The following is a 22647-nucleotide window of genomic DNA, read 5'->3' as shown; positions in this document are numbered from 1 at the left end:
CTCCTTGTGAAGATCAGGTCGTGGTCTGATGAGGAAGTCGAACAGCTTCCACAGCTCTACCGAAAGAAGGCCGAGCAGTACCGCCGTCTAACGAACACTGGTCAAGAATAACTCACTACCCACTTCGCCACGATACGATCTACGGGGCGGCAGGATGGACTACTTCGACTACCTCAACAGGACTACTGACGACATTGAGACGCTGCTGGAGCGATCTCAGGAAAGAGAGGAGCAACGGATAGAGAATGAGCTTGAACGAGTCAACAAAGAGCTGAAGAGCAGAGAACAGATCCATGAAGAGATTATCGAAGACTTGGAGTCGAAGATTGACTGGTACGTAGAACGTCTCGGGCTAATTTACAAGCGGACAAGGAATCCAAGCCAGGTAGAGAAGTTGAAGAAGAGCCTGCGGAAGTTCTACCAAGAGCTGCGTGAGGAGCGACGTGAGAACTGGCGTGACCGGGAAAATCTCGAAGAATCTCGTCGAGAGCTGCTATCAGAACTTGACGAGCTTGAAGACGGTGATCTAACCGATTTCCTCTGATATCGAACCCAACTGGGAAAACTTACTCAGCCAAATCAACCAGGCAGGGCTTCAAGACGATGACCGAATTCAGAAACTGCTCAAGGCTGGTATCGCAACCAACAGTCCTTCCCTCCAGAATCGGATTCAGAAGCTGATTCAGCTGAGGCTGTCTCAGCACTCACAGTATCCGTTCCACCGAACTCCTGAGGGATACGGGTACGACCACCTGTTGTTGGGAACTTCGGCTACAGGCGCTCGTGTGTCGCTTAGAATCGATGACCTGGCGAAGCACTTGCTTGCAGTAGGTCAGTCGGGGTCCGGGAAGACTACCTTGTTCTATAATTTGATGAGCCAGCTTCCCGTTCCATTCTGGGCTTTTGATCGGAAGCAGGACTACCGTCACCTGCTGAACCAGCGGAGCGACCTTGTAGTGTTGCCGTGGAGTCAGCTCAGATTTAATCCGTTGAAGCCTCCAGAGGGTGTGGCTCCACGGCGTTGGGCGCAGGTCTTCTCCGAACTCTTCAGTCACTCCACAAGCCTGCTATCGGGTTCAACGAACTACCTGCTGAAGCAGGTTATTCAGCTCTACAAGCTCTATGAGTTGTTCAATGAGAACTCGCCGCCGTATCCTAGCTTGCATGAACTCGAGCTCTTGGTCAAGGAGGAGAAGGTGAACTACGTCCGGAAGACTTCGAATTATCGGGATACGGTTCTCAACCGGTTGGAGGCGATGAACCTGTCTGCGGGCACTATCTTCGACTGCAGCACCGGATACCCAGTACCTGAGCTGTTGAATCAGAATGTGGTGTTCGAGCTTGATGGTTTGAATCGGGATGTACAGAACTTCGTCACCGAGATCCTGTTCGCGTACGTCTACGAGTACCGGCTTTCACAGGCTCACCGGGATCAGGGATTGAATCATGTGTTCTTCTTGGATGAGGCGAAGCAAGTTTTCAGCGTCTACAAGGAGCGTCAGGATGCGGCTGGTATCCCGGAGATCGATGATATTACTGCGAAGATGCGGGAGTTCGGTGAAGCACTTGTAGTCGGTGATCAGGAAGCTTCGAAGCTGACCGAGTCGATCCGGGCGAATACCTACACCAAACTCTTGCTCTCTACAGGTGACCGAAACCAGTTCAACGCGGTTACGAAGGCGATGAATCTCTCAGAGCTTCAAACAGAGTACGCCAAACAGCTCGATGTCGGCGAAGCGGTCTACCAGTCAGGAAACGGTAGCCCTGTCCCAGTAAATCTCCGGAACTACCCACTCCAGAAAGACATCACCGACCAGGACCTGGAACGAAGAATGGCTGAGAAATGGAGCGAATTACCGTTTGAGGAACGGCAGCGACCGATCCGGTTCAAAGAGTACGTCGCGCCCGGCCGATCCAACGAACCACAGGAACCCAACATCGTCGAGGATCCACAGGAAGTAGATCTTTCCGACGACGCAAAGCGGTTCCTCCAAGACGTAGTCGACAACCCGTTCAAACCACTCACAGAGAGATACGAGAAGTTCTCCAGCCGATACAAAGGTAACAACGCTAAAAACGAACTCCTCGACAACGGCGTCGCAATCGAACGAAATCTCTCCACTAGCGACGGCCGGCTCAAACTACTGGAGTTCACCGACAAGGGACGCACTTATCTCGAAAGCCAGGGGATAGAGATCAAGCAAGAAGGTCGTGGAGGGGTCGTCCACCGATACTGGCAACATCACATCAAGCAGCTCTTCGAAAAAGCCGGCTGGACCGCTGAAATTGAAGTCTTCGACACCGATATCTACGTCCATATGGACGACTTCGAGCTGGCAGTAGAAATCGCGATGGGCAACAACGCAAGAGAGATCGAACACGTAGATAAACATCTCTCGAAGAACTTCGAAGTCTGGATTCTAACCCCGGACAAGAGCGTTCGAGAAAGATTAAAACAGAGGTTGAAGAACTCGGATACTTCATTGGATCATGTTGCCTTTCGTCTGCTCTACGACTTCACTGAATCGGATGCTATTCCATCTCAACAAGGCTAAGCGATTCCCTGGCTTCGTCGAATGTTCCGTATTGGACCCCATCAGATAATGCATCGGAGATCCTCAGATCGACGTGATCTGCAAGATCGATCCAGTGGGTAGATTCAATTGGCGAATTCGGATTTCGTCCGGACTTGATCAGGAGTAGCTCACGCAGTTCTCCATCTACCCTTACTGTCTGACCATCGAGATCTCGTTCTCCAGGTCCGAATTCTCGAGCTTGTTCGTCCGCCCACTCCCGTACTGTCTTTCTGAGGGCAGTCCCCTCAGATGATCGAATCAGGACTTGATCTGCACGGACCTTAGGAATATCCCGCAACCGGCTCCAAGAATCAGTCTGAGGATTGTCTACTACAATTCTATGCCGGAACTCCGGATACTGCAATGAGATCGATATCTCATCAATAGGAAGCTCTTTCTCGTAACCTTGAATGCTTTCCAGGACAAGAAGTCTGACCCCCATCCCCTTTGCGATTTTCTTCGCACCGGTTTGAAACCCGTTCTTCGCGACGAGAACCCCCTTGTCAGCCTCGGAGTGATCTAAATAGAATCCGAAGCTCGCCAGTACGTCTTGTTCGATTCTGTCTTTTTGGAACTTGCACTCGATAAGAGTCGTTGTCCCATCTGAGTCCTCCACTAAGACATCGATTTGTTTGGTATGGAATTCGTATTCGAAGTTCTTCTCGTCATGGGTTACTTTGTAGTCATTGTCTGCATGCTTTAGCTTCCCTGCGATTAGCCCTGCGACGAGCTTCTCATACTTCTTACAATCAAGGCCATCAAAATCGGTGGGGATATCATCGGTCATTGGCTCAGCTAACGGACTCAAACGTGTAGTGGTTACGTTGATCAACGGTTACGACTGCCGATTGGAAGCGGTGGGGTCTGTTATCTTCTCTCCTTGGAGATTACGAGTGGACGATAGGCTCTGAGTCTGCGGTGAATGGCTGGCTCAGACTGATTTTTCTGGTTTTCCCGTGTTGGCCTCCTCGGAAGTACTCGGCGTCGATAAATTGCAGTAGCTCTAATTCGGTGAGTACGTCGCTGATGCTGCGTTGACTAACTGAGTCCTCGGAGTATACGTCGCAGAGTGCTTTGTACCGTGAGTAGACTTTTCCGGTCCGCACAGTTCCAGGGGATTCCTTCAATAGCTCCATCACAGCTTGGAGCACCAGCCGATGATGGACAGAGAATTCCTGTAGCTGGTCGTCGAGATATCGGCGGAAGGCGTCCGGCTTCACATCTTCAACAACTGTAGTCGTGATTGTATTCCGGCGCTGACCCGCGACCTGAAGCCAGTAGAGCCCGATCGAGATATTCCGAGTAGTGTCCACGATGCTTTGAAGCGCGTCGTTGTGAAGCGAGTGTGAGGCTAACGCGGCTTCTGCTCGATCAGCTAAAATCGAAAACGCTTGCTTCTCAGAGTACTCCGACAGTTCAAGGCTGCGTGGTAGTAGAGAGCTGATCGCCCGGCCGTCAACCTGTTTCAGAGCCGACGGTGATGACGATGTTAGAATCAGTCGAACTGAATCAGATAGTCTTGAGAGGAAGTAGAGTAGATCGCTTCCATCATTCTGTACCAAGAACTCGAGGTCATCGAGTACAACCAGCAAGGGCTGAATCCCGACCCGGTTCTGTAGCTGGCGCTGTAACGAAGAGACGTGATGACCGGTATCTATCTCTTCATCGGTGAGAACACTCAGGATCTGACTCAATCCCTTGTACTGGGTGTTCGACTGACGGCAGTTGACGTAGCACGAGGCGACATCGTTGTGGGGTAGGTCTTCGAGCAATTTCCGTATGAAGTGGGTCTTTCCGGTTCCACGAGGACCCAAGATGAACATGTTTGATGCCGAGTTGAGATCTGAGCCGAACTCTTGATTCAGTGCTGATTTCAGTTCATTGCGGTTCTTCAGTTGGGTTGGAAGATGCCGGGTTTCCAAGGGCTGAAAGTTTTCAATACAACTCATGGCTAAAGCTGCTTCAACAGATTTCATATACACTATCACAGGAAAGCCCATTATCCGGGTCAAGCAGGCCTATAACGTTGTAGGATAGCTCATACGAACTCCTCTGTCTGACCAACCATTAGATAGTTGCCATAAATACAGTAGATGCATTGCAAAGGTGTAGCATAGTGTTCAAAGACAGAACAAGCAACAACGCAACCGTATTCCAATCCGAATCAGTCCTGACATCGGAACATCAACCAGAGGAACCCTTCAACCGGGACTCCGAGATCCAGAAAATTGCCGATGCCCTCCGACCACTCACCGACCAAGTAGAACCGGTGAACGTGCTCGCGTACGGCCCAGCAGGAACCGGGAAAACAACCTGTATAGAACACGTCTCCAACCGGCTAAAAGACGAAACCAGTATCAAGCCGATCTCTATCAACTGCTGGCAGTACAACACCCGGCCATCACTCCTCACACAGCTTCTCATCGAACTCGGATACCCGGCACCAAGAAAAGGCAAACCCATCGACGAACTGCTCAATAAACTCGAGGAATGGGCCGACAAAAGCCGGGGCCTCAGAGCACCGAAAGGCTACGCAATAATCCTCGACGAGTTCGACCAACTCAAACAGAAATCAGAAGTGATCTACGACATACAAAGACTCAACAGAGAAGTTAAATCCAAATTCGGCCTGGTGATGATCTCGAACCAGCAGCCAAGCAGACTCCAGCTTAATCGTCGAAGCAGAAGCCGAGTCCAGATAGAAGGTATCGAATTCCCCACTTACACCGCTGAACAACTGACCCAGATTCTGAAGCAACGTGCAGAGCAAGCATTCTACCCTGGCACCGTCGACGAAGACGTGATTCGAAAGGTGGCTGAAGCCGCAGTTAGAGATGGAGGTGACTGCCGTAGAGCAATACACTTACTCCGAAGGCTCGGCAGAGAAGCAGATAATAATGGTCTGACTGAGGTGAGTCAGGAGTTGTTGGATCAGATCCTTACTTAGGAATTGGGTCTGATGAGATGTTGCTGAGTTATTCACCTGAATATCTAAGCAAGGTCTCCAAATCAAGGTACCCTATGCCGCTTCTCTCTATCCCTTACCCAGATATTCCAAAGGAATTTATACTGTATATAGTGTAAAATATTAATAACAGATATATTAAAATTTAATTATATAATTTGATACTATAAATCATGTAGCCTAATTATTAGCTGAGGAAGGCGTCGAGCGTCCAGAAACGATAGCCACCACAATGACTTCATCTTCATACTTCATTTAGCTTCAGATATACTATCAATTATATTAAAAATACTATACCAGAAGTGCTTTAAGATGCTAAATCAATAGTGGAATCGCACTACTAATTCATACGATTTATAACGGTATAATTGTAGTGCAAGACTAAATACAATGGTCACACCCCATAACGAAACAGTCGTCCAAGGAACTTGGTCGGATGTTGTAACGGCAATCCAAAACGCTGAACCAGGGGCAACAGTTACGATTCATGAAAAATCTGATGGCTCGGCCTATCAACCTACGAATGACACTACTCCTGTAGAAATAAACAAAGATCTCACTATAGTAGGGTCAGGGGATGTTAGATTTGATTGGGATGATTGGGCGTACAAGTACCTCTTTGTAATTAAAGGATCGAAACGTTCTACAGAATCACTTGATTCCGATACGCAAGCTGGGGGAACGTATGATGATAGTTCAGATCAAGCCGATCATCTGGATTATCCTGCAAGCCTTACTGTACCAGGCGATCTGAATGTTATTCACGACGACGCATATTGGTCGTCTGACAACAGCTACCACCGAGGTGAATCTCACGTTGTTCAAGACGAAGCCGAAAATGGTGACGTGAGGGTTGAAGAATCACTAATTTATGACTATCTAACCAGCCGGAATGCAAAAGTAGAAGTAATTGAACCGGTGGAATTCCACCTAAAAAATGTTGAGCTCGACGGTCCTAGCGCAGTGGACAAAGATATCGATGGAGATGGATACAAGGACTTCTTTGAAGGTATAAAACTTAAGTGGTGTAAAGATAGCACACTAGAGAATGTCACGGTAAGGAATTGTTCGAGTATCGGACTACAAATTGACGAGTGTTACAATATCGATATAACAGACTCGAAGTTTGAGAAGTGTAAGAAGGATGGTATTGGATACGGGGTGGTCGTCTACAATGCAAGTGCCCACGTCTCAATTAAAGATTCACATTTAAACGAGTGTCGTCATGGCCTCTCAGTCGGAACAAATAGGTTTGGCCAATCCCGTAACGTATCGGTCGAAGACTGCGTCTTGGGTACGTCTACACTTCAGATTTTAGACGCCCATCCCACATGTGAATCACTACACGTGCAGAATTGCCACTTTCAGCTTGGTACTGAAATGCCCTTGTTCTCGGGCGCGAGATACACTAGCTTGGAGCGTAATCAAATATTCGACAGTTGGAAGGTAAACGTTCGTGGGAATCCTCCAAACCCAGTATTCAACGTAGAGAATAACACCTTTGTTCGGCCTAAGCAGACGCCAAGCGAGTGGAGTACTAGTGACCAGATGAATCTTCACCGAAACAATATCGTAGATACAATTTAAAATGCCAGAACTAAATCGCCGTACACTCCTCACGTCAGTCGGAATCGCAAGCACAGTAGGTAGTACCACACAGGTAAGCGCCTCATTCGGAATGCCTCCAAGTCCCAGTTGGTCTGTTGACTTAGGGAGCGGAGCGTTAACGACACCAGTCGTATCCGGGAACAGTGGTTTTACCGTTGGGCCATCGTCAGTCTTCTCAGTAAATATAAAAAGCGGGGACCTTCGGTGGGAGTTCCCGGTGAATATTGAGGGGACAGGTCTTACGGTACCTGCAGTGAATGAAGACTTGGTGTTCTTCGGAACTGAGGGACAGGGTATCCGAGCACTTGACAGAAGCAATGGAAAAGAAGTATGGGAAAATCCACTCAACTCCGTTATTGAAGGGGTAAAGCAGGGGTATAGTCACCCTGTGATCGCGGGAGACACGATATTAGTAGTAGAAAATGGGAACCCCAATTCTATCTCTCGGGATGGCGAATCTGCGGTTCGAGACCGCCTCTATGCTCTCGACTCTTCAACAGGAAAGGTGAAGTGGACATACGATGCTGGAATTGCTTGGGGACTCGAGCATGCGCACGCACCTCCGGTCGGGATAAGTGATGGAACTGTCTATTTGGCTGCTAATGATGTGCACGCGATTGACCTGAGCTCCGGAGAGGCTACTTGGGTGTCAGAAGCTGGTTCCAGCAGTTTCAAGAATAACAGAATTCTCTCACCTCCGATCGTAACTGGTAACACCGTCTTCCTTGGAGGCGGGTATACTGGCGAGGTTGTGGCGTTAAACAAGTCCGATGGCTCTCTGAGGTGGAAAAAGGCGCCGGCAGACGAGACGGAAACTTGGTCCGCGCCTACAGTAATCAGAGATCAAGTCTTTGTCGGCGCAATCGGTGGATCCGGACTTGATCGAGATAGTGCTCCTGTGGTTGCTCTAAGCGCTTCAGACGGATCTACTGTCTGGGAAAGCACTGCAGCACTACCAAGCGTTTATGACCCAACGGTTGCTCCAGTTGGAAAAGGAGAAGGAAGCGGAAAACTCTTCTTCGGGAACACAGCTCTCAACCAGAATACTGGGAAAAAACTCTACACGTTTGACCGAGACACATCTTCACCGACTGTTGCAAACGGAAGAATATATACCGGAGGATCCAACCTAAGCAAGCTGAAGTAAAACTTAGAAAACATAATTATTTTCTTCGCTCGGTAGCGTTGGAATCGGGTTTACCTACCATATAATAAGGTCCCGCTATGAGAGAAGGTTGTTATAGACCATGAGTTCATTCAGAGTCAATAGACGCCACTACCTCCGTACCGCTGCAGCCGGCATCAGCATTACAGCCCTCCCCAGCGTCTCAGGCCAAGGGTCAAATGGTCAGTTGGTGTTCGTGTACGACGATGGTCCGATCACCGATTATTCAAAAGCGTTTCCGATCCATCAAGAGAAAAACGCTCCTGCGTGTGTTGGTGCAGTTGTTAATCTTGTAAAGGCGGAAGATGATCTCGACGGTGAACACTTACTCGAAATGGAGGATGCAGGCTGGGAGATTCTCTCTCATACAATGGATCACAGAGCGCTCGGTCCCATCGAAATAACGAGAGACATCTCACCCGGCGATGAGAAAATTTACGTAAAAACCGATCTCCACGCCTGGAATCTAGGAGATACAATTCTTATCTCTGATGAGAATTCAGAAGAGGTAGCTACGGTGATTGGTGGAGAAAGTGACCAGAGCGGTGAGTACTTGCTCCTTGAGAACCCCGTCGAAAACTCTTACTCGGTAGAGAACGGAGCGCAGGAGCGACTAACCGATGATGTACTGAAAACTGCCATCGCAGAGTCAAAAAATCGACTTGAAGAGATGGGATTAGAAATCAATAATTTCGTGTATCCGTTCGGTCGTCATGGTCCTCGTTCTAACGAAATAATCAAAGATCATTATGATGGGGTCGCTAACTTCAATTATCAGGGTCTCAATCCTGGTCAAGGAATCGACCCATATGAGGTCGGTCGATCGTATTATCGGAAGGACAAGATGTCCGAAGAGAGATTGAAAGAGTTCCTTGATACTGTTGAAGAGGACGGTCTTTTAGGCATGTTCGCCGCCCATACTTGGTATCAAGATCTGACCGAGGACCGGATCCGACTCGCTATTCAAGAAGCCCAGAAGCGCGATATAGAGATAGTAACACTGACTGAAGCTTTTGAGGACCAAGGGGTACTAAAATCTGAATTTTCACCCAGCGAATCAACGACCTCTACCAAAGATTCTTCAGAGGAGAATACGTCAACAAGCACAAGTAGCTCTTCTACTACTGATAAACCAACAAGCACCAAGACCGCAGACCAGAGTACAAGCACCACTAATTCGGTGGAACCAACTCAAACTGCGGAACCGAGAGGTTCACCCCAATCACCGAGCTCAAATACCTCAGAACTTACTTCCGAATCAACTACTGCAGCAACTCCTACTACCTCTCAATCCACTATTAATAACACATCTGAACCCTTAGCACGTCCTGATAGTACTTCGTCAAATAACTCAGACTCTAACAAAGGGTTTTTCAATAACTTTGTTAACTGGTTAACTAGTCTATTCAAATAATATCTCTGTAATTAGATTAACTGAGGCCGTTTCCTTTCTCTGGGGTTTGTACCTATTAGCTTGTCCTGGTTGTCTGCATCAATCAAACTGAACATCGTAGTTCATTAGAACCGGCAGCTGCGTGGCTTATTCGATATAACGGGTGATGAAGGCTTATAACAATTTAGGATGGTGTTGCCAAACTCAAGCTTGAGAACAATTGATTTTTCTGAGTTGTCCGCTTGGCTGGATTTGAAAGGATGGCAATCCCTGGAACAGGGAGCACCCGGGTGTGAGTTCGGGTGTCCTGCCGGAATGCCGTTGACTCGCCAAATAAGTCAGTGTCCGCCGCCAACCCACCCAACGAGTCAGAGGTTTCTAAGGCACGAGATTTGTTAATAGTAATGGTCCAATCATGATTTTCACTTGTCTACACCTATATTCCGCTAACCCGAACAAGCCGAACACCTCCTCTGGAAGATTACTCCAGCTCCGGATACGGCCGAACTCGCCGAAAAACTGCTTAGAACTCTCTAGCTGCCAGCAGCCACCATCATTCAACTCATTGTCCAAAACTGGGTGAGAGAAATAATGGCACACATAGAACAGGATGTTGAATTCAACCGACAACCTGGGTGCTCACCGACAAGGGCGCTTCTGTAGAACGATTATACAACGAAAACGCTACTGAATGTGTCCTAACTGTCTTTATCGCGCCCGAGTCGAGCGCTGTCCGCCAGATCTTCACCAGTTGATGATTCAGTCTCAGTATCTGAGAGGCAGGCGTCCCCGGTAAGATTCTCCTTCGCTTCGTCAGTAGTTCCTATCTCGTCGTAGACACTGTCGTCGAGCTTCTGGTACCAACGGCTGGTGACGTCCGGCTGGTTCTCGTTCAGGTCCTGCCGGCGTTCGGCCAGCTCCCGATACCTCTCCTGCATAGTCTCCAACCCCGTGCTCTCATCCGCGAGATCGAGTTCGATGTAGTCTCGGAAGTCATCGAACAAGCGGTGGTAGGCGTTCGCCGCCCGGTAATACTCGTCGGCTTTCTTACCGGGCTTGATCATGCGCCTGAATCCCGAGAGAACTGCGGTTAAAATCGCCAACCCGATCAACCAGATCCGAGGTGTTGATCCCCAAATCAAAGCAGTTGTGAGCAGAGCAGAAATGCCGAAGACTATCCAGTCGGACGCCAAGTCTACCTTGCGGTAGAAATCGGCTGCCCTGTAGAAGGCCTTGAATGTCCAGAGAACGCTATCTGCAGCATTAGCCACCCTAGACCGCAAACGTTCGTGGACTTCGTAATCGAAATCAGCCTCCTGCGACTTCATCCCTTCATCGCCTCTCTGTACGGGCTCAATTGAATCCCTCTCCGTGAACCTCTCGGAGCAATTCCTTCGCCTTCTCGGTCTCGCCTTGCTTCTTCAGCTGTTTAGCCCGCTTCAGCTTCTCAGCCGCAGACTTCGCCTTCTTCGCCACCCGGTCCTTCTGCTCCCGACTCGTCCCACTATCTACGGCTTCATCGTAGACTGGCTCACGAGTAGTATTCTTCACCCGACTGGGAAGAGTATTGACGAAATCCCGTGTAAGAGATTCATACGAACTCGGGACAGGCTCGCCAGTTCTGGACTTCTCAGCGAAGTAGTTGTACACCATAATCTCCATATGGTAGGAACGGACCGGCACATCGTTGTTTTCCGACCACTTTTTCATCGTCCGGGTGAGACCTGAAACCCGACCGTTGTTCGCCTCGTCCCGTACCTCGAACATCTGCTTGTACCTCCGCGGGTTCGTACCCTGCCAGGACTGCTTCCCGTGGGTGTCCGGAATCGCATACCCGTCGCTCGCATCGTTGAACAGGTTCCAGCCGTCCTGCTTCGGGTGTTTTGCCTGCGGGACTTTACTGTAGTCGAACGCGGGCGCGATCTCGATCGTGGAGTCGTGGTACCGGACCTGCACAACATTCCGACGGACACGGACCTCTGTATCGGAGAACCGTGGGTCATTCTGGATTTGCCGCATGACTGCATTCAGGCAGTTCCGGGGACCGTTCTCCTGATGAATCCATTCGCGATGACGGTCGGCATCAAGCACGACCATGATATCCGCATCAGAGTCCTGGTTGAGCGGACCCACCATCGTATCTCGGGTGAAGGAACCAATCAACCGGCTATCCTCAACCTCCATGCTCTCCTCCAGAATGTTCACCAGTCGGTCACGCCGATCAGAGATCCGTTCCCCTTGACGGTCGGTGATCTTCGACCCCTCGGCGTAGTTCTCGTAGCAGTCCTCGACCTCGTTCTCTGTCGAGAGAATTTGGTCCAGGGTTCTATCGACCTCCGGGGTTTCGACCGGTGCTCTGCCGGCATGAGACTGCTGCGTCATCGAGGTCCGGTATCCGCCACCCATCACGCCATCACCTCCGTCGAGCTCCAAACACCGAGAGGCATCTGACCCTGACCCAGCTCTGATTCAACGTTCTCTTTCATGCTATCGTAAAGTGAATTGTTCTCAACGACTGAACGGTCACGAAGCTGTATCTCGCCAATCCAGCGCCGACCTACTGCCGCGACGACCTGAGGCGGCAGCTTCCGAAGGAGTCGAGGTGACTGCAGACCGAACAGCATGATGTTGAGATCCGGCTGCTCGGAAACGACCTGGCAGATGTCCTGCCGCAGCGGCTTGAAACCTTTCCTCGACGTGAAGTACTGCGTACCGTAGAACACTACGTAACCAGCGCCAAGGCTCTGGAAGACCTTGTAACATCGAAGACGCTCGTCAGGTGTCTCCCCCTTGACTAGCGGGATTAGCTCGACTCTCTGTAGTCGAGGAGAGAGCCAGAGCAAACCTCTGAGATAGTTCTCGACATGGTCTCTTCGTCGACCACCGTCATCTGACTTGTAGACCGGATAGTCACACGGGACATGGTAGTCAGGGTTGAACCGCTGAATCAAATCCCGCTCCTTCTCCCAGGTGAGATCTGCAAGGACTTGGTCGGAAACGGTTGTTGTGGTGATTACTGTCACATCTGGGCCGTAGAATGACTCCGCGGTGTGGTCCTTGTTCAGCAGCGTCTGCACGTGGTTGATCCGGAGCACGATCGTGAGCTGTCCTGGGTAGCCCTCGATGAACTCCTCGTGGGCGTTCTGCCTTTCAGCAAGCAGAATCAGGCCGCTATTCTTCTCGTTGAGCTCTGCGGGGTTGGATCCCGGGTGTGATTCGTTGGGGATCATGTTGTTCTGTGTTTTCGCACGTCTCCCGTACGCGTAAACAAAACAGACACGGAAACTTAAGTGTTTGCTCTAGGTCGGCCAAAACCTGAGTGTGAGCAAAATAGTTTGTCAGTAGGCCCGGTTCCGAATCCTTTTACCTCAATTGATGGCTTAGTCGGGAGTGGAAGGGAAGATAGCTCGATGAGTGAGACCGTTCATATAATTCCGGTCGGATTCGACTACGAACGACTGCTACTACCTATCTCCCAAGGGGGTTTAGAAGCGGACCGAATTCTACTCCTTCAATCCTCAGAGGATAGCGGTGAATCCGCCGAGGCAGTTATCGAGACAATGGTTGACCGGCTTGAGCATACTTTTCGGACTGTACTCGGGAAGGAAGTTGAAATCCAGCCGGTCAAAGACATCTACGACTACAAGAGCCTCTATCGAGAAGCTCATCGTCAAATCAGGGAGGAGGTTGACAGCGGGAATGATGTCTGGGTGAATATTTCGTCAATGCCTAGGACGGTCGCGTTTGCGTTCGCTACTGCGGCTAATTCTCTGATCGTAGAGCGCCCTGAACTCCGTGAATCTATTCACACGTACTATGTCTCACCTGAGGAGTATCTGGTTACTGAGATGATTGGGGAGCTACGCGAGCAGAAACAGATGCTTCAGGAACTGGGTGAAGATTATAACGATGACAGAATCCAGGATCGACTTCAAGCGGTCGATACTCTACTTGAGGAGGTTGACCAAAGCGGAGTGACGAAGGGCGCAAGCCGATTAGGTAATGGACAGATGTTCGTAGAATTCCCGGCAGCGCCGCTATCCGATCTACGAGAGTTTGAGCGGGAGATTCTATACTGTCTCTATGAAAATGGGCCAGCTTCTTCGACCTCAGCTTTAGCACGTCTGTTGGCGGAGCAACGCGAAGAGAAGTACCAGTCTCTGCGGAGTAAGGTCCAGTACAATGTGAGACAGCTCGAGGATGAGGGCTATATCCGTAGAACTGAGAAGAGCGGTGGCCACGAAACCCGGCTCTCAACAATAGGTGAACTCTGGGTAGAGACACATTTTAGAAGAAATTAAGTGTGACAAACCCACTCACCGTGTGAAAGTCATAATATGTGTGGCAGATTTCGGTAGATGTGAAGAAATTTTCGACGTAGTGCGATAGCGTTTATCATATAATGTTATCCTCAGCTATCATTTTCACTACCTTCTCCGTTTAGCCGCTTGATTTTTTCTTCGAATGTTTCCTCCTCATATTCGGAATACTCCTCCCAAGGGACGGTCTTTTGGTACTTCTCTTTGGCCTTCATCAATCGATACCAATACCCGCCTAATTGAGGTGTCGATTGGTTCAGACGGTGCCTCCTTCGGTTCAAGCGCTGGTACTTCTGTTTCAAATCATCAAATTCCGATTCTTGGTCAATAATCTCCATCTCGATGAAGTCATCCAGCTGGTCGTGCAGCTCTTGAATCTCTTGTCCCGCATTGTAATAGACTCTAGATCGTAGTTTCGGCCCGTAGAAAGCACTCAAGAGAGATCCGACCAAGATGATGATTGCTAAATCCGCTGGAGCGAATTCTATTAGGGAATTGAGAAGCTGATTTGTAGGAGATCCTTCTCGAGTCAACGCGTAGAGTAATACGGACCCGATGATTGCCGTAAACAGGTCGAGACCCCATCCAAATCGTCCGACCCATTCCGCGGCAACGAACATCCGCTTGTAGGTCCAAAACAACGAGTTTTTTCTATTACATGCTTGGTCGTGTAATTGACTCCGCTGTTGATACTCTTGCTGACCGAATCCGTACGTATTGTCTATTCTTTCGTATTCATTGCGGCCAGTCTCGGTCATACTTAGTAGATATATCGGTAGTCGCATAGTTGAGGAATAATTCTACTGGAGAACTAACAGAAACTGGTTCACAAGATTACAGTAGAAATTTCAATAATCAAATGTGTGTAATTTTAATTGACTACTTGACAAGAAGAAATTTCAAACACCTGATTTCAAATCCTGCTTCGACTTTGAATTCCGCCGAGCTCGCCAAATTACTGCTCATACCGCTTGAATCGCTGGTTCGTGAGATTATTTATTGATGAGTCATGGTTTTAGCGAGATACCACATCTTCATTCGATTTCTGCGGCCTTGTTTCGATTGAGTGCGACATGAGTATACATATACTAATAAATCTTGTTCAGACATATTGTATTGAAAATCAACCCAAGCGAAATCGGGCTTAGGGAAAAGTAAGACGGAACAGACCTGTAGACAGTAAATAACAGGGACTGAGGGTCCACTCCCACCAACCGTTCACTGGACTCCAAGTGAACGGTGGTCACCGACTACCAAACGAATCCTTGTTTTCCCCGCTCGATTTCTCCAACCAACTACTGAATCAAAGAATTATGTCAACCACAAAGTACGACGACGTACAGCGCAGTCTTCAAAATCTACGAGACGAACCCATTTCCCAGGGAAACATCGAGGCGGTAGAGACCTATATCGATGCCTCAGCTGCGGAAGGAGTCGGGAATTCCCAGCAGGTCCGGATGATCTACGCCTTCAAGACCCTGCTGAAGAAATTCGCTCCAGACGACTTCGAACTACGGGGAGCCACTGAATCTGAGCTGAAGACCGTGATCGCCCGTGTTAACCGGAGCGACTACGCCGAAGCATCGAAGCACAAGTTCCGTTGCGCGGTGAAGAAGTTCTACAAGATCGAAAACGGCGGGAAACACCCTGAGAAGGTCGAGTTCTTCTCAGTCCACAAGAAAGGCGCTAAGGCCTCACCCGTCACACGAAACGACCTCTTCACCGAAGAAGAACTCAAAAGCTTGTTTCAGGGCTTCCGAAGCACACGTGACCGGGCGTTCTTCAAACTGATGTACGAATCAGGCGGAAGACCCGGAGAAATCATCAATACCAGCATCGCCGACTTCACCTCGAACGGCAAAGGCGACTTCATCTTCCTCCAGGGACTCAAAGGAACACCTGATCGCACGAACCAGTTGATCCGGGCCGGAAGAACACTCCGAGAATGGCTGCTTGAACACCCTGTTGGAGGAACCATGGGCGATATCGAGGACTCGTCTGCGCCCTTGTTCGTGAAACGAGAGCAACAGGCGTGTAAGAACTGTGGCAACATACCGCATAACCACACCGATGATTGCACGGAGTACGTTCCGAATCCTCGTGACCGGATGAACTACGATGCGTTACGTCGACGGTTCAAGGATGCGTGTGAACGCGCTGAAATCCCTGAGAACAAGCAGCGGCCGTACAACCTCCGGCACACCCGTTTGACCGAGGTAGCGAAGTTCATGGGCTACGAGCAATTGAATAAGTTTGCAGGCTGGAAACCAGGTAGTGATAGGGCGAAAGTCTACGTCCACCTCAACAACGACGACGTCAACCAAGCCATCCGACAAGAATACGGTCTCAACACCGATAACAACGAATCAGAGACTGTGGACTGTCCTTTCTGTGGTCAAACAAACCAATCACACCACTCGGAATGCGGGAACTGCGGCAGACCACTCAGCCTCCAACAAAAGAACGAGCAGAGGTCGAAACAAGAGGTCATAGACAGACTCGTCGAACTCGAAGAGAAGGGTGTATTGGAGAAGCTGGATCAAATCTAATCTGACGGGTTCGTATTGTCCGCGGCGGCTGCGCTGAGGATATGTTTGAGTGCCATTACGTCGTCGCGGTTGTACTCCTGATACTTTTCCCAGTCCGGGGGCTCGCCGCTTGTGAGATATCTTGAGTACGCGCCCCCAATCTCGAATCCTGAGATATCGGGGTAGGTGAATTCGTAGTTGAGACTGGTTGCTATTGTGGAGAGGCGATGGCTGGGGGCTGGAACGAAGATATTCTTCCGGGCGATCGGGCAGACATCCACCCATTCTTCAACTACGTCGGATAGATTGATGTCGTGAGATTCCATTCGGTCCTGCAGGATCCGTTCGTCGAATCCCTGACCAGCATAGTATGCTACAACTGGCTGGCTCTGGGCTTGAAGATATTCGTAGAATGATTTGCAGAGCCCTGCTTCGTCATCGGGTTCAAGAAACTGGGTGAATTCCACATCTCGGTAGCTGTATGCTCCGATAAGCCAAATCCGATCTTGCCTCAGATTGGTTTCGATATCGACCAGTACGGGCTTACGGCTCTGTAGAGCAGCGAACGGCTCTGGTGTGACCACAAGAGGCTGGCCTGTTCGGTAGGCTTCGGCGTGGATGAGTATTTTGTCAGCTATATCCTCCCAGACGTGGTCGATTCTCAGGAGTTCTTCACGTCGATCCCGTGTGAATTGTCTGAGTTCTTCGAAGCCGGCTTCACGCAGAAGTTTTGCACGGGAATTTCCCACCTGATTGAGTTTAGTCAGAGGGTCCGCGAGCCGCTGATTGATAGTAGAGTGGTTGATCTCTGATCGGATGCTCGATAATTGGATTGTCGCGAACCGTCCGTCAGCATTCGGGTCGTCGTGCGAAGCCACATTGACAATAGGTCCGAACTTACTGAACTCGGTCTGTCCGCCGAACTGGTGTACATGCCCGCAGACGGTGAGCTCTGGACTCATTGACTCTATGAACTCGTAGACTGCTTTCGAACCAAGGTGTCGCTCCCCGAATCGCTGTCCGATATCAAGAATACCGTACGGAGGTGTGTGAGTCACGAGAATTATACGCTTCCTCTGGTAGCTCTCAGAGAACTCTCGGAGATGTTCTCGAACCTCTTGCTCTGAGTAAGTGAGCGGTCCGATCGCCTCAGACCCGATCGCTCCTTCCTGACCAACTACTACGTAATTGCCATGCTGGTACGGATTTCGGTGCAAATCGTGAACGCGATCAGTCTCAAGCTCAGGGCCTACAGCTGCCGGAAGATCGTCGTTTCCACGGACGAAGCCGAGATCTGCACCAGCTCGATCTGCTAACTCATCGAGATAGTTAGAACCCTCCTCAACAAACCGGCTGAGATCGTCACCACTGTAGAGTATTAGATCCAGATTCGTATTGATCGACTCAACTAATCTGTATAGATCATCGATCGGCTGTACACGCCAGTCAGAGAACGCCAGAATATCCATACCTGAGCCTCTAATACATATGGTCGCTGAAAAAACTATCCGCGTATATGGCGGTACTGGATCCGGACCATTTACTGGCTCCAGGATTCCTTCTATGGGTGGGAAAAAATCAATGGGGGGGAGAATCGTCTTTACAGCTCTTGGTCATCCGGTCCCTTGCAGTAGTAAGCTTCAGCGGCGCTCAATTGATGGTCGTGGTCCAGTAACTGTTCAGAATATTCTTCATGGATCGAGTATCCTCCGTCAGGTAGGTAGTCGTCGAGCCCGGATGAAGTTCGTAGAGGCTTTCGAGGAACCGTTCCGCATCCTCCAATGAATCGAAGAACGGGTTCGTGAGCTGGATACCATCTTTTTCGAGGACCGTGGTGGTGAGTGTGCCTTCTTTCTGGTTTCGGTCCTGCCAGTACCAGTGTTCTTCCCGTCGATCGATGGCTGCACCACCACTACTACGCGGTCAGACCGTGCTGGGCCATCAGCTCCTGAAGGGTTTCGTCCTCCTGATCCCAGTACCGCTCGATGTCTTGGTTTTCGATTACTTGGTTGGCACGTCTCTCGATGACCTGTTCGCCGAACTGCTCCGCATCCGGTAACTGGTTGTAGCCTGTGTCGAGTAGCCGGGCTGCCTCGTCGAAACCTCTGTCAAGTCTGTACTGAGGGACATCATCCTTTGCATGGTGGCTGAGTGCTCGTGTCATCGACTGGTACGCATCGTATAGCGAGATATCGTCTGCTTGGGTTTCTGCTTCGATTGACAGCGGGATATCTCCGATCGGTGTATCGAGGTAGTCCCCGATCATTTCATGCATCAGTAAGCGGAGTTCGTCTTTCCCACCGAGGAGGTATTCGTTTTGAGCTGCTTCCAAGCGTTGTTCAAGCTCTTCGGCTCCGTCAATGACTGCGTCGACGCCGTGATGGATTAATGCGGGTTGGTATTCTTCGCTGTGTGTTTGCTCGAAGGTTTTGTCCGCGACCCAGCCCATCATGCCGTTGCTGCAGATCTGGCGTAGCGCGGACGGCTGGATTTTGAGACCGTGGAAGCCTGAGTGCCCGGAGCGAATGTTTAATCCGGTTTGGATCGCGTCATCGTCTTCGAGATGGAGAGTGGTTTCGTCGCCGTCGAAGATGGTGTTCGCGGTCATCTTGTGGTAGTCATCTGCGAGCTCTACATAGCCGGATACGCCGAAGTTCAGGTCGTCGGTCTGTTGCTTCCGTCTGATCGCGTCAGCAGTATCATTGAGGATGTCATCGTACTGGATTACCTGGTAGAAGTCCTTGTTCTTGGAGACGTCGCCTGCCATCCGTCCATCCTCGGTGAATAACGCGGAACGGTACGGCCATTTCACCCAGCTATCGGTCTCTCCATCATAACCGTGGATTTCGGCCCGGTGAACCCGTTGGATACTGTCTTCAGAGATTTTCTCAAGTTCGTAAAGGTCGTCGAAGTCGTATTTTTCAGTAATCGGTGGATCACCCTTCTACTCATAGAATTGGAGATACTCGGTGTAATCAGACAAGAGACACCGCAATTCCCTTGCTACCAACTGCAATTATCCTATACGAAATTACCAATATCGTAGAATGACTTCGACTTTCTTTTAACCTAAACCGTCGTGATTCAGTTCCAGCAAAGAGAAGGTGAGTTCAGCTGATGCGGTACGCATTCGACAGTAAAGTTGGGATGGCGACTCCAATTCTGATTAGGATAGCTACTGAAAATCGGAGCACGTCCTGTCGTTCCTTGCCTCGCACGCTGATCAGGCGTTCCGACCAGTGAAAATTGCCGGAGTGACAGAAATCCTGCAGAATTCGATCAATTCAAACAAGATTCGGATTTAAACTCCGAGTCATCGCATGACGATGGAGGTGTCGCACCACGTCCGTGGCCGTTTATCAGTCCTGATGCTGTCCCGTTCTACCCTGAGCAGTAGCTCTGTCTCACGCTCATGACACGGACGTGGCACGATGAGTCGATTCCCTTTTGATGGAGAGCTGAGTAGAAGGCGGCGCGCCGGAAGATCGTCAATAATGCCGTGGTTCATTTCCGCGATTCAACATCGGTTCTTGGATACGACTGATGACCTCCTCGCTCGCCTCAATAGCATTCCCAACGACATCCCAGAGGATGATTATCAGGGCCAGCTCACCGACAAGGTCACCACCGAAGCCACGGAAGAGGTGGTCACATATTTTGAAGCGACACACATCACCTAATTCGAGACGAGGTCTGCGATAGAACGACACGTTTTCCAATCCAAGATACGGGCGTATAAAAAAGAACCACCCACTCAAACGGGGGAGATTCAAAAGGCGCGCTGATGAGCATCAGTTGATCTTCGAGCTGAGTTGAGGTCTTTACAGGCACCCCCGGAAAGAGGTCACGAGACAAATCTATCCTCCACGGTTGTGGGCACCCATCTTCCGAAAATCACCACATAGCTGCCAATGCTGGGTTTAATCGAGTCGAATACGGACTGGGTCCTTCGGTTGCGTCGTCAGCGACGGAACGACTTCCAGTGGCACCTCCGAAACTAACTCAAACTGATACTCTCGGAGGATCATCGCCAAGATGAGCTTCGCTTCCAACAGCGCGAACCGATCCCCGAGACATCGACGCGGCCCTGCCGCAAACGGAAAATATGCCCCTGGAGACAACGTGTCCTCGAACTTCTCCGTCCACCGACCCGGACGGAACTCGTCCGGCTGATCGAAGAATCGGTCGTCGCGATGGACGACCCACTGGTTGAGCGCAAGAATCGAACCCGATGGAATTCGATATCCTCCGAGGACGTCATCCGCGATTGGTTCTCGGAAAACTCCGTACACCGGTGGATACAGTCGCAGTGACTCTTTCACGACTCGGTCCAGCTCTACGCACTCCGCGACACCATCGACGAAGCCGTCGTCGAGCCCGCGAACCATCGACGTGATCCGCGCGGCCACACCAGGATTCCGTCCGAGTAGATACCCCGTGAACGTCAGCGCGAGCGCCGTCGTCTCATGCCCCGCCACAAGCAACGTCACAATCTCGTCCCGCATCTCGTCTTCACTCCACCCACCTTCATTTTCGAGCAAGTGAGTAACGACGGTTCGACGCCCAATCTTTCCGGTCCGGTGCGCGTCGATAATCTTCTGCACAGCAGCCTCCAGCGTGTCTAACGCACGCCGATATCTCATGTTCTCCGGAGTTGGAATCCACTCCGGGAGGTAAACATAGGTCTGGCTGATGCGCTCAAAGTGTCTCAGAACCCGTGTGAACGCGATTTCGAGTTCAGTTGCATCCTCGGCAAGATCGACGCCGAACAACGCGTCCGCGATGATACGGAGGGTTAGTCGTTTCATCTCTTCTTCGAGGTTGATGACATCGCCGGACGACCAGCTGTTCAGGAGGCGTTCGGTGTGCGAGCGAATCCGACGCGCGTAGCCTGGCATCCGGTCAGGGTGGAACGCCGGCTCCAGACCCCGACGATGAGTCCGCCACTCGTCACCTTCCGCGAGGACGAGGCCGTTGCCGAGAAGCGAGTTCGTCACGAGTTTCTGGAAACCTCCTTTCCGGTAGTTCTGGTTGTTTGCGATGAGGACGCGTTCAATATCGTCAGGATTCGAAAGCAGGATCACGGTTTGTCCGGCAACGTCGAGTTGGACGACATCACCGTACTCTACTGTGAGGTCTGTGAACCAGTCGAGGGGGTTCGCACGGAAGAATTGGATTGTGTGGCCGAGAACCGGTTGGCCGGGCGGACTGGGAGGATTGCCCGCGTTCGATGGATTTCCCCGACCGTCGATGGGTGTGGTCATTGGGGAGCGTCGACCGTGACGCGCGTTGCGTGATCAAGATATTGGGTATACTCTTCGCGAGCCCATCGGACTGCGTCCGTAGAATCGTTCGTCAACACGCCGCGCACACCCCCATTCTCGTGAACTGTGATGCCAGCGAGAGGGTGTTTATCGCGCTCCATGATCCAAAGCGCGTAAGGGAGCTCTTGATCAGTAACGTAGAAGTCGAAGTGGTCAGTCATATCCATCGCGCTGAATTGGTCTTGGTAGTACTCGCGGAGGGAGTCTAGCGTGCTTTCCTGGAGAAGGATTTCCGATTGAAGCCCATGATCACGGACGAGACTGGTGAGAACGTCCGTGTAGAGGGAAAGGATGACGGGAGCGAGACCAACGAGTCGATCGGTGGTTTCGAGCTGCGTGATACTCGCTTCGAGTGCTGACTCTGGGGCGTGGGGTGCGGCGGCCTGTACGGTAACTCCGTTAAAAAAGACAGGGTCGATATGGGCGTCATCAGGAAGAGCATTGAGGAAATCTCTTGCGCGGACAGCGCCGTCCATCGTCTCTTTGTAACGTTCGTGTTCAGTGAGGCTCACACGCCCGATTTGGGTGAGCTGGTAGTCACCTCTATGTCGTTCGATGCAACCTATCTCTTCGAGCGTGTTAATCGCTCGATCTATTGTCGAGCGGGATAAACCAACAGTCTCAATGAGTTGTGGCTTCGTCTGAGGCGTGGTCGCAAGAGCGGTGAGGACTTTGTGTCGTTTGTGGAGCGTTGCCCGGAGTTCAGTACTGTCCCCCGATTTGGGCATATTCCACGTCTCTAGTTCGAATCTAATAAATGTAATCACAT

Annotated in this window: 19 protein-coding genes; 9 read left to right on the top strand and 10 right to left on the bottom strand. The window is 50.5% G+C overall.

All coding sequences use genetic code 11. The features are described from left to right. Window positions 1-154: 154 nt before the first annotated feature. Together N5095_RS10945 and N5095_RS10940 are read left to right on the top strand one after the other, a co-directional pair. The gene (locus tag N5095_RS10945) at window positions 155-544 is read left to right on the top strand and encodes a DUF8104 domain-containing protein (RefSeq protein ID WP_267622871.1); all 390 of its coding nucleotides are present in this window, start codon (window positions 155-157) and stop codon (window positions 542-544) included. Then, window positions 534-2555: an ATP-binding protein gene (locus N5095_RS10940; protein WP_390203063.1), complete on the top strand. Its 2022-nt coding sequence runs from the start codon at window positions 534-536 to the stop codon at window positions 2553-2555. The genes N5095_RS10945 and N5095_RS10940 overlap by 11 nt, the downstream gene beginning before the upstream one ends. Here the strand turns inward: N5095_RS10940 and N5095_RS10935 are convergent. After that, complete coding sequence (locus N5095_RS10935) at window positions 2533-3363, bottom strand: restriction endonuclease (RefSeq protein ID WP_267622870.1); 831 nt, start codon at window positions 3361-3363, stop codon at window positions 2533-2535. The genes N5095_RS10940 and N5095_RS10935 overlap by 23 nt on opposite strands. A gap of 100 nt (window positions 3364-3463) precedes the next feature. Beyond that, on the bottom strand, window positions 3464-4525 hold the full coding sequence (locus N5095_RS10930; RefSeq protein WP_267622869.1) for a Cdc6/Cdc18 family protein: 1062 nt from the start codon (window positions 4523-4525) through the stop codon (window positions 3464-3466). Window positions 4526-4692: 167 nt separating this feature from the next. Between N5095_RS10930 and N5095_RS10925 the strand changes: the two genes are divergently transcribed. From N5095_RS10925 to N5095_RS10910, 4 genes are all read left to right on the top strand, one after another. Then, the gene (locus tag N5095_RS10925; protein ID WP_267622868.1) at window positions 4693-5523 is read left to right on the top strand and encodes a Cdc6/Cdc18 family protein; all 831 of its coding nucleotides are present in this window, start codon (window positions 4693-4695) and stop codon (window positions 5521-5523) included. Between the two features lie 408 nt (window positions 5524-5931). Continuing rightward, window positions 5932-7128: a right-handed parallel beta-helix repeat-containing protein gene (locus N5095_RS10920; RefSeq protein WP_267622866.1), complete on the top strand. Its 1197-nt coding sequence runs from the start codon at window positions 5932-5934 to the stop codon at window positions 7126-7128. 1 nt (window position 7129) lies between these two features. Beyond that, on the top strand, window positions 7130-8296 hold the full coding sequence (locus N5095_RS10915) for an outer membrane protein assembly factor BamB family protein (protein ID WP_308203534.1): 1167 nt from the start codon (window positions 7130-7132) through the stop codon (window positions 8294-8296). Window positions 8297-8396: 100 nt separating this feature from the next. Then, a complete protein-coding gene (locus N5095_RS10910; RefSeq protein ID WP_267622862.1) occupies window positions 8397-9728 on the top strand; it encodes a polysaccharide deacetylase family protein in 1332 nt (443 codons plus the stop codon). Between the two features lie 677 nt (window positions 9729-10405). Here the strand turns inward: N5095_RS10910 and N5095_RS10905 are convergent. Genes N5095_RS10905 through N5095_RS10895 form a run of 3 tightly spaced genes read right to left on the bottom strand, consistent with a single transcriptional unit; the run spans window position 10406 to window position 12937 of the window. Then, window positions 10406-11035: an SLATT domain-containing protein gene (locus N5095_RS10905; protein WP_267622861.1), complete on the bottom strand. Its 630-nt coding sequence runs from the start codon at window positions 11033-11035 to the stop codon at window positions 10406-10408. Between the two features lie 25 nt (window positions 11036-11060). Then, window positions 11061-12113, bottom strand: a complete 1053-nt coding sequence (locus N5095_RS10900) for a CBASS oligonucleotide cyclase (protein WP_267622859.1) — start codon at window positions 12111-12113, stop codon at window positions 11061-11063. Continuing rightward, entirely contained in the window at window positions 12113-12937 is an 825-nt protein-coding gene (locus tag N5095_RS10895; RefSeq protein ID WP_267622857.1) for a hypothetical protein, read from the bottom strand. Before N5095_RS10895 ends, N5095_RS10900 begins: the two co-directional genes overlap by 1 nt. 180 nt (window positions 12938-13117) lie before the next feature. Between N5095_RS10895 and N5095_RS10890 the strand changes: the two genes are divergently transcribed. Then, complete coding sequence (locus N5095_RS10890; protein WP_267622856.1) at window positions 13118-14008, top strand: HFX_2341 family transcriptional regulator domain-containing protein; 891 nt, start codon at window positions 13118-13120, stop codon at window positions 14006-14008. Window positions 14009-14118: 110 nt separating this feature from the next. Here N5095_RS10890 and N5095_RS10885 read toward each other — a convergent pair whose 3' ends face one another. Then, window positions 14119-14784 carry a hypothetical protein gene (locus tag N5095_RS10885; protein WP_267622855.1) on the bottom strand — a complete coding sequence of 222 codons (666 nt, stop codon included), beginning with the start codon at window positions 14782-14784 and terminating at the stop codon, window positions 14119-14121. 555 nt (window positions 14785-15339) lie between these two features. Between N5095_RS10885 and N5095_RS10880 the strand changes: the two genes are divergently transcribed. Further along, entirely contained in the window at window positions 15340-16575 is a 1236-nt protein-coding gene (locus N5095_RS10880; protein ID WP_267622854.1) for a tyrosine-type recombinase/integrase, read from the top strand. Here N5095_RS10880 and N5095_RS10875 read toward each other — a convergent pair. Beyond that, complete coding sequence (locus N5095_RS10875) at window positions 16572-18023, bottom strand: ribonuclease H-like domain-containing protein (protein ID WP_267622852.1); 1452 nt, start codon at window positions 18021-18023, stop codon at window positions 16572-16574. The two genes, N5095_RS10880 and N5095_RS10875, sit on opposite strands and share 4 nt — an antisense overlap. A 446-nt stretch (window positions 18024-18469) precedes the next feature. Continuing rightward, window positions 18470-19321 (bottom strand): hypothetical protein, encoded by an 852-nt coding sequence (locus N5095_RS10870; RefSeq protein WP_267622851.1) that lies wholly within the window; start codon window positions 19319-19321, stop codon window positions 18470-18472. A 727-nt stretch (window positions 19322-20048) separates the two neighbouring features. Here N5095_RS10870 and N5095_RS10865 point away from each other — a divergent pair. Next, window positions 20049-20234, top strand: a complete 186-nt coding sequence (locus tag N5095_RS10865; protein WP_267622849.1) for a hypothetical protein — start codon at window positions 20049-20051, stop codon at window positions 20232-20234. Between the two features lie 240 nt (window positions 20235-20474). On the opposite strand, the gene N5095_RS10860 is transcribed toward N5095_RS10865, so the two are convergent. Both N5095_RS10860 and N5095_RS10855 read right to left on the bottom strand, forming a co-directional pair. Further along, window positions 20475-21818, bottom strand: a complete 1344-nt coding sequence (locus N5095_RS10860; protein WP_267622848.1) for a cytochrome P450 — start codon at window positions 21816-21818, stop codon at window positions 20475-20477. After that, entirely contained in the window at window positions 21815-22606 is a 792-nt protein-coding gene (locus tag N5095_RS10855; protein WP_267622847.1) for a helix-turn-helix transcriptional regulator, read from the bottom strand. The genes N5095_RS10860 and N5095_RS10855 overlap by 4 nt, the downstream gene beginning before the upstream one ends. Between the last annotated feature and the right edge of the window lie 41 nt (window positions 22607-22647).

The sequence above is a fragment of the Halobium salinum genome (genome assembly GCF_026586625.1).
GTDB classification, from domain to species: domain Archaea; phylum Halobacteriota; class Halobacteria; order Halobacteriales; family Haloferacaceae; genus Halobium; species Halobium salinum.
The sequence above is the reverse complement of the archived record's forward strand: the minus strand, read 5'-3'. Positions and strand labels throughout refer to the sequence as shown.